The sequence below is a fragment of the Burkholderia seminalis DSM 23518 genome (assembly GCF_902832885.1).
Lineage (GTDB): Bacteria > Pseudomonadota > Gammaproteobacteria > Burkholderiales > Burkholderiaceae > Burkholderia > Burkholderia seminalis.
Map to the genome: position 1 here is coordinate 21,821 of NZ_CADFDK010000010.1, position 13,308 is coordinate 35,128.

Here is a 13,308-nt window from a genome sequence, read left to right on the forward strand (position 1 = left end):
ACGTAGCGGCTTTGAGGAAGTCCCCGAAGGGACGACGTGGGCGGACGTTCAATGTGGGGCGATTGGAGGTGGCAAATGAAAGATGCAGACGAACAAATCCAGCTTGCGAATATGGAGCTTGTGTTGAACGTCGCGCTGGCTCAATTGAGGGTCATCCATGCGCACATACAACCGGTGGCAGACCAATTTGATGAATCGAGCGAGGAGCGCCGGTATCTGATGGCTGGTGTCGTTGAAATGGTGAACCTCCACGGCTACCTGACGAATCGCCTTAACGAATTGACGACGGGAATCGCAGATCCAGTCGAGGCGGCGAAGGTCATTGTCGATGGAGCAAAGCGATGCGCACAGCAGATGCAAACCGATGCTGATGCCGACAAGGCATTGCTTCAGCGGGACGCTGACGGCGAGCGTTCGGACATCTTGATTCATTAACAGGGGAATCTCATGGGACTGTTGGACGCTCTTTCTACAAGCAGCGAATCGGATCAGGTGCCTGCGTTCGGAGGAGGCCTGATGGGAATGATGGCGAATCCGAACACCGCCGGCCTGATGGGCATGGCTGGCGCGCTGCTGCAAGCGTCGGGTGCATCCCGATTGCCCGTGACGAACGGCGCGGCACTGGGCATGGGTTTGCAGGGGGGCATGCAGGGAGCCCAGGATGCCTTCGCAATGCAACGGCAACTGATGGGGTTGCGGATGGTGCAGGGACTGATGGCCGGGAACACAAACGCGGCTGCTGCGCCGACCGCCACGCAAGAATCCGTCGCTCCCGCACCGGCCCTTGTCGGTTCGGCAAACGTGCCCGGTTTGTCCGGGATATCGGCCGGAATGGGGGCATACGCGTCCTCTCCGCAAGTAGCAGCGGACTCCGCGGCTTCCCTCTATCCGACGCAAGCGCAGGCGAAGGATTCGAATGTCAGACGCATCCTGAACCAGGGATTGGGACTCAGCATGATGGGTGTGCCCGGCGGGATGGATTACGCAAAGGAGCAGCTTCAGTATGATCCGTCGGTACAGATGGCATTGCCGACGGACGTCCAGCGCAATGCAGCCGCCGCGTATGGCAATGGGACGCCCGAATATCAGAATGCACTGCGCGGCATCCTGACGAAGGACGGAATCGTCTCGCTGCGCCCTGGCGCGCCATTCGTTATGAATGGCAAGCTCGTGACTACGCCTGGTGCGGCACCCGCCGGGTACATGAACAGCTACGACAATGCGACCGGCCAATGGTCGGTCACGCCAGTTGCGGGCGGCGCGGAGGCCGTTCGCGGTAGTTCGGCCGCGCAGGCTGGCGGCAAGGCGCAGTACAACCTGCAACAGGTCTGGGACCCGTCGGCGAATGGCGGTCAGGGCGGCTTCGTTTTCCAGTCCACTGCAAATGTCGCAGACGCGTCGAATGGTGGCGCTTCCACCGGCGCGGGAGCGGTGCCCGGTTTAACGCCGTTCCAGAACGCCATCCGCCAGGTCGAGAGCGGTGGCAATCCGATGGCTGTTAATCCGGCGTCCGGCGCATCGGGAAGCATGCAGACAATGGGCTCGACTCTGACGAACCCGGGCTTTGGCGTGACACCTGCGCGTGACAATTCTCCGGCCGAGAAGCAGCGAGTCGGTGCTGATTATGCGACCGCCATGCAGCAGCGCTACGGCAACTATACGGATGCGGCCGTCGCCTATAACTGGGGGCCGCAGAACGCCGACAAATGGATCGCCGCTGGTCGGCCGTGGAAGATGCTGCCCACCGAGACGCAGGGCTTCGTCGGTCAGGTGCACGCGCAAATGCAGAACTACAACGGCGCACCGGCGCAAGGTTCGCCAGCGATGCCCCAGTCCGCCCATCCGATGGCAGCGCAACCTCCCCTTGGCGCCCAGGCCGACGCCACCGCACAGGCGAAAGGCCAGGTCGACACTATGAACGCCTCGTACAAGGAGGCGCGACAAGCCCGGTCCACCGGTCAGTACGCGCTGACGATGCTCGACGACATGTCGAACTTCGCCCAGACGAAGAGCCCGGCACTCGCGAACAAGCTATACAACGTGCAGGGCATCTTTTCGTCGGACGCCCAGTTGTTCGACAAAGCGCGCGACAACCTCATTACGCAGGTATCGAACTCGAGCGGCATGAGCACTGACGCTGCCCGGGCGATCGTCGACGGCGCCATCCCATCGTACGGCATGAATCCGCAGGCGATCCAGACCGGCCTGGGCCAGATCAAGGCGCAGGTACAGATGCGGATGGTCAAGGGTGACTATCTTTCCGATGCGTACGCCAACGGAAATGCGCAGGCCTACAACCAGCGCGAAAACCAGTTCGACCAGGTGATGACGCCCACCGCCGCCGCAATTATCAAGATGCCGTCCGGCCCAGCCCGCAATCAGGCAATCGCTGCGGCCAAAAACAATCCGCAGGACGCACAGGCCCTCCGCTGGGGCTTGAACGTCGGCCTGCTGCGCTAAGGAGGTCGCCATGCCCTACCAATACGGCTTCATCACTCCCGGCGCTGGCGCAGGAGCGCAACCGCCGCAAATGCCCGCGAGCGGCGCTGATCCGCTCGATGCATTCATCTCGTCCCAGGGCGGCCTGGCGGGCGGCAGATCCTCCAGGAATACCGCGGCAACGCCGCCAGCCAACGCTGCGGACCCGCTTGACACCTTCATCGCGTCGCAGGGTGGTTTGCCAAAGGCCACTGCGCCAGCGGCGCGCGCAGCGTCGCCGGTGCTCGCGCAGGACCTCGCGGCAGGCGGTGCGTCGCCTGACACATGGAGCAATCTGCAGCAGATCGGCTCCGGCGCTTGGCACGGCATTTCGAGTCTCGCGAGCAACGCCGCCAACCTCGTCGAGAAAGGTATCTCCGCCGGGGTGAACGCGATTCCCGGCGTGCGCGGCTCGGCAGCGGGCAACTGGCTGGCCAACACCGCGAACAACGATGTTTCGGCCCAATCAGCAGCGGACCAACAGTTCAGGCAAACGGCCTCGCCCGGCGCGCAGGCATCGGCCATCGTGGCGCCGATGCTCTTGCCGATGGGCGGCGCGCTGCGCGTGGGAAATGCGATTCGGGATGGCATCACGGCGCTTCCGGCAATGGGCGGCACAGTCGGCCGTATGGTTGGCACTGGGATCGGAAACGCTGCGACGGGTGCCGCGCTTTCGGCAGGCACGGCGATCGATCCCAATCAACCGTATTGGCCTCAGGTCGGGCGTAATGCCCTAGTGGGCGCAGGTATGGGTGTCGCCGCGCCGGCTGTCGTCGGGGGCCTGCTTGGAGCAGGCCGCGCTGCTTATAACGCAGCGGTGCCGCTGCTGAATCCACGCGGCTACGTTGGGCAGCAATTCGCCAATGCAATCGGAAATGACGCTGCACAGGTGGCGACCAATATCCGCACCGCACCGGTATATGTGCCTGGTTCGATGCCGACGACTGCTCAGGTCGGGGCGACACCCTTCTTGGCCCAGACAGAGACGGCGATGGCGAACAGCAATCCGGCATTCAAGACAGCGCTCGAGCAGCGCGCGATCGACAACAACGATGCTCGATGGCAAGCGCTGATGAATGTCGCGCAGACGCCGGAAGCATTACAGGCCGCTCGTACGGCTCGAGAAGATGCAACGTTCCCACTCTATTCGACTGCTGGCGACCAGACGGCGAACGCAGGGAAGGCACTTATTAATCTGTTCCAGCGTCCTGCAATGCGACAGGCCGCTCAACAGGCGGACCAACTCGCGGCGAATCGCGGCGAAACCCTTGTCTGGCCGCAGCAGGGCGGCGATATGTCGATCAATGGTCGTGCACTCGACTACACGAATCGTGCGCTCGGGGACATGATCGGAAGTGCCAAAGCATCAGGCAACAAGGAACTCGCGTCCGGGCTTGCTGACGCCCAATCTCAGCTCCAAGCATGGACGAGTCGCTACATTCCGGCGCAGCGTCAAGCAACGCAGATGTATGCACAGATGAGCGTGCCGGTGAACACGATGGAAGTGGGGCAGCAAATTGCCAATGGACTGGGCACGCGCGCAATGAATGCCGGTCAGGTTCCCCAGATCCAACTAATGCCGTACCGCAGTGCTTTGCGGCAAGCGATGAATGGTGCTCCTTATGGGATTGACGCGAACGCCATGAACGCCTTGCAAGGGATCGGCCAAGATCTCCAGCGTGCGACGGTATCAAACTCGATCCGGGCGCCCGGCAGCGATACAGCGTACAACCTTACCGCAAACGGCTGGCTCGCGCGGCAACTGTACGGACGCGATTTCCAGGGCGGCATGGTCGGTAGTGTTCTCGGAAATGCTGCGCAGGCGGCGGGCGCAGCTGGCGGCGCGGCGATGTTCGGGCCGGCTGGCGCCGGCGTCGGGGCGGCGCTCGGTAGCGGCGTTGGTGGCTTGCTGAACGGCTCTCGAGTTGGCACACGGTTGAACGAGCACTTGGCTGGACTGCTGCTCAATCCGCATGAGTTCCTGCCGTACCTCGATGCTCGCGCTGTGGGCGCACCCGCCCCAGTCGCTGGAGGACTTATGCAAGGTTTGTCGGGCCGTTTGCAGTACATCCCGGCACTTGCCGTCCCGCAACTCGCTGGTCCTCGAGGGAATCCGTAACCACCAGATTGATCGGCCTATCGTCCCCAGCGGGAACCACGGCCGGTCAACTTTGGTACTTCCCGCACTTCCGTCACCTCGCCGTCGATTGTCATTGGATGCTCAGTGACGAGGGGGGCCGAATTCTTGGATTCCCCGTCCATCACATCCCAGTCCGGTGGCGCGGGCTTTAGCTCGGGCTCCGGCTTCCCGGCCAACAGCGGGACCAGACCGATCAACCCGAAGAGAATTGCCGCGCCGATGTAGATGAACACGCGGTCGGTAAGTGTGAAGCCGGCTGCACTCGTCGCGGCAGCGGTTCCGGCAATGGCAGGGGCGAGGCTCATGAGGTATATCCCAGACGATCCCACTGAGGATAGGCGACGGAGAAACGAGCCGCAACGCGGATCGAGATCCGCCGAGCGTCCATGACCGGCGCCCCGTCGTCTACCGTCCTACCTGAGGTAACGACAATACGAACTGACCGGCAACCTCCTCTGCAATGGCAAAGGCCAGATCGTGTCGCCGGTAACCTTCCTCTGGTTCGCACGTTTTCCGCCACGCTTCGAGTGAGTTTTCCGGCAACCCCGTCGGAACAGCCGCGATCCGAAAGCCGAAGATCTCCGGCCGGCCATTTATGCCGGCGAACCCGTGGTTCTTTACTTCGACGTAGAGATAGACGTCGTAACCGTTGATGTTCCGATAGAACATGGTCGTGCTCCAAGCAAAGGGCTCCTTGAGAATACATGCTCTCCCTGGTGCCCACTGGGATGAAGAGATTGGGCGAGCGCGGGCCGGGGGAAGTAGCGGTCACCGCGAGCCACACTGTGTCGAAACTGCAACGTGTAATTTCGGCGTCGACTGCGGCGTCACTTTGCGAATCGGCCAGCAAAGCGATGCGCATCAGGAAATGTATCGTGCGTCACTCTGTAGGCGTGACCACCATTCTTCTGCGCTGGCCAGGGACCGCTGAAAAACTGTTGCCAAGCCGTATTTGCCTCGCTAATCTTGCTTCACACCTAGCCCGGGTTAAAGGGCATCGACTGCAAGACCTAGCTGTTGAACAGCCATATGTAAGCCCGCTCTGCGGGCACGGTGACTCGATCACCGAATGAACTGAGTAGGGCCCACGCCCAAAATCCGTCCATCGTTTCCTGATGGGCTCGTGACTGCTTCGCCGCTTGGCGAGACCTTCCATCGCCTTTTGCTTCCTGCGAAAGGCGCGATGTGCAATCCCCGTATGCCGCTCCCGCGGCAATCAATCCGTGACGTGCGCTCCCCAGCGCTAACGCCGTGCCTTGCTGCGCCCGTCTCAATCGTCCTCGTGACGATCGACGGCGTGCTCGGCCTCGGCGTCTGAAATTTCGCACCGACTCGCTCGGTACGCATCAACTCGCGCGGTCGGGGCATTGGCGCCCCCCGATCGGTCGCAAAGCCAAAACACGGATCAAACGGGGGAAGCGTCTTCCCGCCACGCGTCGAACCTCATCGGGTTCATGCGTGCCGGGCTGCGCCGGCTTGCTGGCGTAGAACGCTCCCAATCTCACCAGGCCGAGGCTCGTGCCCCCGTTTGTTGTCTCCCGGCTGCATTTTCGCGGCCCCGTCCAGCGGACAGGGAGACAACTGGGGGTCGAGCCTCACGTCATGGATTCGGGGTACGCATGTCGCACAAATCTCTCACGGCCGACCTGTGCCGTGCTGCGCGCGGGGCGCGTGGCAAACAGGCAAACTCGACCTCCAACGGTCGAGAGAAGTCGCTCGCCCGTTTCGCTCGGTTTCTGTGGGACACGGGCTTCCAGGTTCACACGACCGGTCAGCTCAAAGAGAAGCATCTGATCGCCTGGTCGAATGACATGACGGGCCGAGGGCGCTCGAAGCGGACGGCCATCAACAACATGACGCACATCCGAACGGCACTCGAAGGGATCGGTCGCCGGCCATTTGCCGACAAGATGAGCAATGCGGCGCTCGGTCTGTCGGGCGCGAGCAGGGCCGGAACGAAGCGGCCGATGATGCGCGACGAGCTGGAGCCATACCGCGCTGCCGCTGCTGCGATCGACCCGGGTATTGCGGTTGTGCTTGAGCTGCAGCTCGAACTTGGGCTGCGAGCGAGGGAGGCGGTTCAAAGCATCAAATCGCTGGCTGATTGGCGGCGCGCGCTTTCGAGCCCGATCGGGGATGGCTTCGTGACCATCATCCACGGGACGAAGGGTGGCAAGACGCGACGGAGTCCGCCATTGGATCGGCAGCGCGCTGCCGAGTTGGTGGGGCGTGCGATTGAACTGTCGAACGAGTACGGCGGCAAGCTGGTGCGCAAGCCGGATCTGAGGCGGGCGATGGAACGTTACCACTACGTGGTGCGCAAGGTTGGCATGACCGATGAGCGCGCGCCGCATAGCCTCCGCTACGCATACGCAACCGAGCATCTGGAGCGACAGAAGGCTGCCGGCGTATCGCGCCGGGAGGCGGCCGCAGGCGTGTCGACATGGCTCGGCCACGGGGACGGACGCGGGACATGGGTGGAGCGGGTCTACGGGCGCGAGGTGCTTGCTGGGGTGGAGGTGCGCCATGCATAAGCACGTCGACACGCTGCCCGAGGTGGGTCACTCGCGCTGGAGGCAAATCGCTCCGTTTGTGGGCGTGTGCCGAGAGACATGGCGAAAGCTGTGTTTGGCTGGACGCGCACCGCAACCGATTCAATTGTCACCGCGGTGCACGGTTTGGCGAAATGACCAGGTACACCAGTATCTGGCGGACCCACTGCAATATAAGGCGGAGTAAAAATGCGCTAGCTTTATGGCCCGAGGAGATCAAGATTCATACTCGAAGGCCGATATCGGAACTATACGTTTCTTTACCTTGGGAGTTGCGTGACATGAAGTGCCATCGCTTCAATATCGGGAATCTCGAAAATGGTGGAGATGTCAACGAATGGTGGGCCGAGAATGTCCGGCGCGGCGTAATCACGGCAGGTTTTGATGGCGAGCCCGGTGATGAGGGCGAGAAACACTTGCGAGCGATGGACGAGGGGGACCGAGTTCTCGCTTATGCAAGTGGCTATGGCTATGTTGGAGCCGGATGCGTACTTAGAGATAGTACGTACCGCTTGCATGCCAATGTGCCGCTCGGATCGGTATCGACACATCAGCACGAGCGAGGTGTCCGGTGGGAATTCGTGATCTGCGATGTCCGGGACGCCATCAGCGAAGAGGAGGCTCGCCTCTACCATCCGATGAAAACCCGCTTACCGGTTGCGAATGCGTTCGAGGCGGACCATCTCATGGCCTTGCTGAAGGAGAGAGGAATTCGGCAGGAAATCGACCTAGCCACTCTTCAGGCTGATTTTGGTGAGGCGGTAAGGCGGTCCAGTTTCGATTCGCGAACTGCACGACAGGCACGGCTAAAAGCCGCACCCAAGCTACCTGAAAGGATCACTGTTTCCACAGACGTCTATCTTCGGAATCCGGACGTGGTTGCGGAGGTGTTGGATCTAGCGCAAGGACAATGTCAAGAATGCGGGAAGTCCGCACCATTCGCGAGGAAAAGTGATGGCAGTCCATACTTGGAGGTGCATCATCGTGTGCGACTGGCAGATGGTGGTGAGGACACGATCGAAAATGCCGTTGCGCTGTGCCCGAATTGTCATCGGGAGCTGCATTTCGGGAGACGCCTAGAGGCGGGCAAGTAGCCTGAATGCTGAAGGGCCTCGGGTCGTCGTACGTATTGCTGTTGTGGCGATTGACGAAGGCAGTCCGGCGTCGTTGCGAGAGCTTGATCGCCGGAGCCGCATCGATAGGGAAATCCCTAATTCGACTGAGGGTGTGGAAATGGTGTCGAATCAGGTGTTCCCGTGTGTTTTCCCTATGTAACATCCCTTGTAGTTCATGGGGAGTAGCCCATAATAACTAGGAAGGCTATGTGCTCGTACAACCTCAAATGGCATCCTGCAGCTAAGGCCGAGATTATCCAGCTGGCCAATGCAGATCCTGATGACGCGACGGACATCTTTGTGTTGGTGAAGCGAATGGCGACACGTCAAATTGACGAGAGTGCGTGGTACCACCATGATCGTGGATTCAAGTTCTACAAGCGACGCCCTGCTACGAGCTACGTCGTTTTTGTCCTCAGAAGGCCTCCGACCGGGGCAAATGCTGGAGGGGATCTCGAGGTACTGGCAATCGCGGATGATGTGGCTGCTGTGACGGCCGCTGCTGTCCAACGCGCGTAGGAGGCAACTATGGTTATGAAAATATCAAGCGTTGACGATCTTGAGGCGGCCATTCTCAATGACCCGCGTCTTAGTGCTCGGGCCGCATTGCGAAACAGCTTGGTTGATTTGGGCGATGCGCTGAGAAGAGTCCGGGTAGAGCAGGGCCTGAGTCAGTCGACGGTGGCGGAGCTGGCGCACATCGATCAAGGTGATATTAGCCGGCTGGAAAACGGCGAAGGAAAGCACGGACCGACCCTTGAGACGCTCGTCAGATATGCTCACGCGGTTGGCGCGGGATTGGTTGTTGGCCTCGTGCCACCGAAAAGCGCTGATTCAGGAGCCGCAGTTCAGAAGAAGCGGTCTTCGGCTCATGTTCCACCAGTTACGGAAAAAACATGGGTGCAAATGTGACCGCTCGACTTATTGAGTATGTCGCCGAGTCGATGTCGCTTGCTAGCGCAGTTGCTGTTGTCATTCCGGCAATTCGATTCTCTCGTTTGCAAGGGCACAGCAAGCAAATGGCCGACATCAAGGAGGGCGCAGTTCAGCAAGGAGATTTACCTACTAGCGAAATTGCGGATGCGATCGGAAACGCCAAGCGTAGGAAGTCGGACGGGTTGTATTGGTGGGACCTCCTTTGTCTTTGGATGGGGATCGCACTTGCGATTGGCGCCTCGAGTATCAAACTGCTTTGGGTACTCCCCAATGCGGGGTGAGGGTGTCAAACGGTGTGCATCCCAGTACAAGGAGCTTTGCTGCCTTGGCGGAATCTCGCAAAATCTACGACAGGATTCGCTGGATGCGGAGTCCAGCGAACTCCTATCGTGCGACGTCGAGGGGGATGATCGCGGCCCCCGCCTCAAGTGCATCTAAATAGTCGGCCCAGTGCTGCATCATTTTTCGACGTTCAGGCAGAAACTCAGCATGCACGTATGCCGCGGTGACTTGATTGCGCTCTGCGTGGGCAAGCTGACGATCGACAACATCGCGGCTATAACCGAGTTCGCGAAGCACGGTAGCGGCCAGACCGCGGAATCCGTGTCCGGTCATTCGCGACTTGTAGCCCATGCGGTAGAGCGCATAGAGCATCGTGTTGTTCGAGATGTGGCTTCGGCCCTGGATGCTATAGAACACATGCCGGTGGGCGCCGTTTAGTTCGCGCAACGCGGCCAGTGTGTCGAGCGCTTGGCGCGAAAGCGGGACGATGTGTGGATCGCGCATCTTCATGCGCTCGGGCGGAATCCGCCATTCGGCCGCGCGCTCGTCGAACTCGTCCCACTCCGCGTTGATCATCTCGGTTGTCCGAGTGAACGTCAGAGCCATGAAGCGGAGCGCCAGCCGCGTGACGAGATCGCCTTGGTACGCTGCGATGTCTCTCATGAGCTGCGGGATTTCGATGGGCTTGACCCGTGCCATGTGTTTGACGCCGGTGCCTTTCTTGAGAACGGTCTCGGCGTCAATGTCTGCAGCCGGATTGCGAGGGCATCGCCCGGTCATGATTCCGTACTGGAACACCGCCCGTGAGCGCTGGAGGATGCGTTTAGCCGTCTCGCGTACACCGCGGGATTCGACGGCCCTCAGGATCTCTAGCATGTCAGGCGCCTCGATGTCTCGGATCGGGCGATGGCCGACTTTAGGAAAGACATCGACTTCAAGCGAACTGATCACCTTGGCCGCGTACACCTCGGTCCATCCGTCTTTCTGAGCAGCAAACCACTCGCGCGCGACAGCCTCAAACGTCGACGCTGCTTCGATCGCCCGAGCGCGTTTGACTTCCCGCTTCTGTTCGGTCGGATCGGTGCCGGCGGCGAGTTGCTTCCGTGCATTGAGGCAGGCCTGTCGAGCCTCGGCCAGTGTCACCTCTGGATAGACGCCAAAGGCGGCGCGCTTCTCTTTGCCGTCGAAGCGGTACTTCATCCGCCAGTAGCGTGACCCGTTCGGCATGACCTCCAGATACAACCCTTTGCCGTCAGCCAGGCGATACGGCTTCTCGGCCGGCTTGGCCTTGCGGATCTGCATCTCGGTCAGCGGGGTAGCGCGCTTCGGCATGGCATGGGGGCATCGAGTTTGGGGGCATGGAGGCATGTCCCAAAAGATGCCCCCAAGTTAGGTTGCTTGTACTGGGCAACCTTGGGCAATGATGGCAGCAAAAGTCCAGGCGACACAAGGCTGTGCGCGACTTTTTGGGCAAACTTGGGAAGTGTTGGGAACTTAGATGGTCCCCCCGACAGGAATCGAACCTGTATCTAGCGCTTAGGAGGCGCTTGTTCTATCCATTGAACTACGGGGAGCGGATAGTTTGAGCGGGATGGACTGAACCCGTGTGAATCAGGCTCTTAGCCTTGTCCCGTGTGCCTTTCCGGGATTTTCGTCTTTCCGCACATGACGCGAAATGACGGGTTGTGAAGCATAGTTTAACGCCCCGCCTGCTACAATTCTGCTACAAATCGACCCTGTAGCAGCGTATGTGGATGACGCATTGCTACAGTCCACAAACGGGGTGTTTCATGGCTTCGATCCTCAAGATCGGCGACCGCTGGCGTGCTCAAGTCCGCCGGCGGGGACAGAGTATATCAAAGACGTTTCGAACCAAGGGCGCGGCAGAAGCATGGGCGCGAGAGATCGAGGGCGGTATCGACAAGGGGCAAGCCGCCGTCGACGAGCACACGATCACGGTCGGCGAGTTGGTGCGCTTGTATCGAAACGCTCGCAACGATTCCGGCCGGCCGGTCGCCGAGAAGTCGAACGAAGACTACATGCTCAAGCGGCTGGAAAGTCACTTTGATGATGAGGTGGCGGCGAAGTTGTCGACCAAGCGGCTGGTCAAGTTTGCCCAGGAGCGCAAGAAAGAGGGGGCGGGGCAGTACACGATCGACATGGACATATCCAAACTCGGGACGGTGTACAAACACATGGCCTCGTTACTGGATCTCCGGTTGCCGCATGCTCCGAGCATCGCGCGGCCGACCCTCGATCACCTGCAGCTCATCGGGCCGGGGAAGCATCGCGACCGGCGGCCGACACGTGAAGAGATCGTGAAGATCTTCGAGTGGTTTTCTGAACATCCAGAGCGCGAACAGGCGGTGCCGGATGTTATCCGCGTTGCGATGAAGAGCGCATTCCGGCGTGGCGAGCTATTTCGGTTGACGTGGTCGGATCTCGACGTCGAGCGCCGGCTCGCGCTCGTCCGCGATCGCAAACATCCGCGACAGAAGAAGGGCAACGACGAGTGGGTGCCGCTGATCGGCGACTCGCTCGAAGTGCTGCTGCGTCAGGCGCGATATCCGGTGCCGCCTGCATACGAGGCGAAGCGCAGGGCGGACCCGAAGATCGAGCCGCATCCGAACGAGTACATCTTTCGGTTCGACAAGAGCACGGCGAGCAAGTACTTCAAGCTGGCCTGCGTCGACAAGGGCATCGTCGACCTTCGATTGCACGATCTGCGGCACGAAGCGACGAGTGCGCTCTTCGAGGACGGGTGGGATATTCCGGAGGTCGCGGCCGTGACAGGCCACAAGGATTGGCGCAACCTGAAGCGCTACACGAATCTGCGGCCGGATCAGGTTGCGAAGAAGGGGCAATTGAAGTTGGTGAATGAGTAGACTGAGTTACGCTTCTACGTCAACGTCCAGCAATTCGGGCACGCCGTCATAAACTGGAACCGGAATCATCAGGTTCGAAATGGCAAGTTCGCGAGCGGTGCGACTTGATTTGACGTTGTAGTCGAGATAGATCGGCTGAACCGTATTTGCGGCGTACAGTTCGCGAATACGAGGGTGGTCATCATAGCTCAACAGCCACGGATAGCCTTGAGTTTGTAGAAACTGAGCAAGGGCAATGTGGTCTGCGTCTGTATAGTGGTGTCGATAAAGCTTCGGGCCTTGTTGATAATATGGCGGATCGACGTATACAAACGAAAAACCCGTTGCGATTTCCTCTGCATTAGTGCGCATGAAGGAAATTGCGTCATCGCAATAAATTCTAACTCGGTCGGCAAAGCGAGCCACTGAGCGAATCTGTCGGATTATTTTTTCTTTGTTGAAGCGACAGTCAATCTTGTAGCGAGAAGCTTGGGCTTCTCCGCCGATTGGCCCTGCTCCGAGAATACCGGAAAAATTTGTTCGATTGTAGAATAGGCCAGCTACACCGAGCTGCAAGATCGTAAACTGCCCGTCTGCCGGATAGGCTACCTCTCTTGTGGGTTGTAGCTGGGCCCATGTCTCCATGGTGACCGGGCATGCATTGACGGCTGCGCAGAGGTCTTCAGTGATATTGAAGACACACCACCAGAACGCGTATACCAATGGATCGCGCTCGATCAGTACTGCACTAGAGATAAAGCCTAGACGAAGCAGTTCCAGCGAAACCGAGGCGCCGCCCGCAAATGGCTCATAAAAGGTGCAACCATTCAGATAATTTTCTTCGATGACACCACTGATATAGGCGGCTAGCCGTGCCTTCCCGCCTGGATATCGCAGTGGACTAAGAGGTTCCTTGCGAGGGAGGAGTTTCTTGGGCATGT

General features: G+C 59.9%; 12 protein-coding genes and 1 tRNA gene. 8 read left to right on the forward strand and 5 right to left on the reverse strand.

All coding sequences use genetic code 11. The features are described from left to right. Window positions 1-75 precede the first annotated feature (75 nt). The 3 genes from HWX00_RS26005 to HWX00_RS26015 are packed head-to-tail and all read left to right on the forward strand — an operon-like array spanning window position 76 to window position 4,597. Window positions 76-435, forward strand: a complete 360-nt coding sequence (locus HWX00_RS26005) for a hypothetical protein (protein ID WP_175027575.1) — start codon at window positions 76-78, stop codon at window positions 433-435. Window positions 436-447: 12 nt separating this feature from the next. Beyond that, window positions 448-2,460: a lytic transglycosylase domain-containing protein gene (locus HWX00_RS26010; protein ID WP_175027574.1), complete on the forward strand. Its 2,013-nt coding sequence runs from the start codon at window positions 448-450 to the stop codon at window positions 2,458-2,460. A 10-nt stretch (window positions 2,461-2,470) separates the two neighbouring features. Next, complete coding sequence (locus HWX00_RS26015; protein ID WP_175027573.1) at window positions 2,471-4,597, forward strand: hypothetical protein; 2,127 nt, start codon at window positions 2,471-2,473, stop codon at window positions 4,595-4,597. Between the two features lie 17 nt (window positions 4,598-4,614). On the opposite strand, the gene HWX00_RS26020 is transcribed toward HWX00_RS26015, so the two are convergent. Both HWX00_RS26020 and HWX00_RS26025 read right to left on the reverse strand, forming a co-directional pair. Next, window positions 4,615-4,923: a hypothetical protein gene (locus tag HWX00_RS26020; protein WP_175027572.1), complete on the reverse strand. Its 309-nt coding sequence runs from the start codon at window positions 4,921-4,923 to the stop codon at window positions 4,615-4,617. 100 nt (window positions 4,924-5,023) lie between these two features. After that, entirely contained in the window at window positions 5,024-5,287 is a 264-nt protein-coding gene (locus HWX00_RS26025) for a hypothetical protein (RefSeq protein WP_175027571.1), read from the reverse strand. 950 nt (window positions 5,288-6,237) lie between these two features. Between HWX00_RS26025 and HWX00_RS26030 the strand changes: the two genes are divergently transcribed. The 4 genes from HWX00_RS26030 to HWX00_RS26045 all read left to right on the forward strand — a co-directional run bounded on the left by HWX00_RS26030 (window position 6,238) and on the right by HWX00_RS26045 (window position 9,502). Next, window positions 6,238-7,152 carry an integrase domain-containing protein gene (locus HWX00_RS26030; RefSeq protein ID WP_175027570.1) on the forward strand — a complete coding sequence of 305 codons (915 nt, stop codon included), beginning with the start codon at window positions 6,238-6,240 and terminating at the stop codon, window positions 7,150-7,152. A 299-nt stretch (window positions 7,153-7,451) separates the two neighbouring features. Next, window positions 7,452-8,264 (forward strand): HNH endonuclease, encoded by an 813-nt coding sequence (locus tag HWX00_RS26035; protein WP_226194182.1) that lies wholly within the window; start codon window positions 7,452-7,454, stop codon window positions 8,262-8,264. 549 nt (window positions 8,265-8,813) lie between these two features. After that, complete coding sequence (locus tag HWX00_RS26040) at window positions 8,814-9,197, forward strand: helix-turn-helix domain-containing protein (RefSeq protein ID WP_124534186.1); 384 nt, start codon at window positions 8,814-8,816, stop codon at window positions 9,195-9,197. Beyond that, window positions 9,182-9,502, forward strand: a complete 321-nt coding sequence (locus HWX00_RS26045; RefSeq protein WP_175027568.1) for a hypothetical protein — start codon at window positions 9,182-9,184, stop codon at window positions 9,500-9,502. Before HWX00_RS26040 ends, HWX00_RS26045 begins: the two co-directional genes overlap by 16 nt. Before the next feature lie 103 nt (window positions 9,503-9,605). Here the strand turns inward: HWX00_RS26045 and HWX00_RS26050 are convergent, their stop codons facing one another. Both HWX00_RS26050 and HWX00_RS26055 read right to left on the reverse strand, forming a co-directional pair. Next, window positions 9,606-10,835 carry a tyrosine-type recombinase/integrase gene (locus HWX00_RS26050; protein WP_175027567.1) on the reverse strand — a complete coding sequence of 410 codons (1,230 nt, stop codon included), beginning with the start codon at window positions 10,833-10,835 and terminating at the stop codon, window positions 9,606-9,608. A gap of 167 nt (window positions 10,836-11,002) precedes the next feature. After that, window positions 11,003-11,077 (reverse strand) — tRNA-Arg (locus HWX00_RS26055). A gap of 174 nt (window positions 11,078-11,251) precedes the next feature. Here HWX00_RS26055 and HWX00_RS26060 point away from each other — a divergent pair. Then, on the forward strand, window positions 11,252-12,388 hold the full coding sequence (locus HWX00_RS26060; protein ID WP_175027566.1) for a site-specific integrase: 1,137 nt from the start codon (window positions 11,252-11,254) through the stop codon (window positions 12,386-12,388). Window positions 12,389-12,394: 6 nt separating this feature from the next. Here the strand turns inward: HWX00_RS26060 and HWX00_RS26065 are convergent, their stop codons facing one another. Further along, on the reverse strand, window positions 12,395-13,306 hold the full coding sequence (locus tag HWX00_RS26065) for a DNA adenine methylase (RefSeq protein WP_175027565.1): 912 nt from the start codon (window positions 13,304-13,306) through the stop codon (window positions 12,395-12,397). Between the last annotated feature and the right edge of the window lie 2 nt (window positions 13,307-13,308).

Bases quoted from the DNA above. Each gene is read 5' to 3' on its own strand.
- HWX00_RS26005 (WP_175027575.1), top strand. From the start codon at position 76: ATGAAAGATGCAGACGAACAAATCCAGCTTGCGAATATGGAGCTTGTG.
- HWX00_RS26010 (WP_175027574.1), top strand. From the start codon at position 448: ATGGGACTGTTGGACGCTCTTTCTACAAGCAGCGAATCGGATCAGGTG.
- HWX00_RS26015 (WP_175027573.1), top strand. From the start codon at position 2,471: ATGCCCTACCAATACGGCTTCATCACTCCCGGCGCTGGCGCAGGAGCG.
- HWX00_RS26020 (WP_175027572.1), bottom strand. From the start codon at position 4,923: ATGAGCCTCGCCCCTGCCATTGCCGGAACCGCTGCCGCGACGAGTGCA.
- HWX00_RS26025 (WP_175027571.1), bottom strand. From the start codon at position 5,287: ATGTTCTATCGGAACATCAACGGTTACGACGTCTATCTCTACGTCGAA.
- HWX00_RS26030 (WP_175027570.1), top strand. From the start codon at position 6,238: ATGTCGCACAAATCTCTCACGGCCGACCTGTGCCGTGCTGCGCGCGGG.
- HWX00_RS26035 (WP_226194182.1), top strand. From the start codon at position 7,452: ATGAAGTGCCATCGCTTCAATATCGGGAATCTCGAAAATGGTGGAGAT.
- HWX00_RS26040 (WP_124534186.1), top strand. From the start codon at position 8,814: ATGGTTATGAAAATATCAAGCGTTGACGATCTTGAGGCGGCCATTCTC.
- HWX00_RS26045 (WP_175027568.1), top strand. From the start codon at position 9,182: ATGGGTGCAAATGTGACCGCTCGACTTATTGAGTATGTCGCCGAGTCG.
- HWX00_RS26050 (WP_175027567.1), bottom strand. From the start codon at position 10,835: ATGCCGAAGCGCGCTACCCCGCTGACCGAGATGCAGATCCGCAAGGCC.
- HWX00_RS26060 (WP_175027566.1), top strand. From the start codon at position 11,252: ATGTGGATGACGCATTGCTACAGTCCACAAACGGGGTGTTTCATGGCT.
- HWX00_RS26065 (WP_175027565.1), bottom strand. From the start codon at position 13,306: ATGCCCAAGAAACTCCTCCCTCGCAAGGAACCTCTTAGTCCACTGCGA.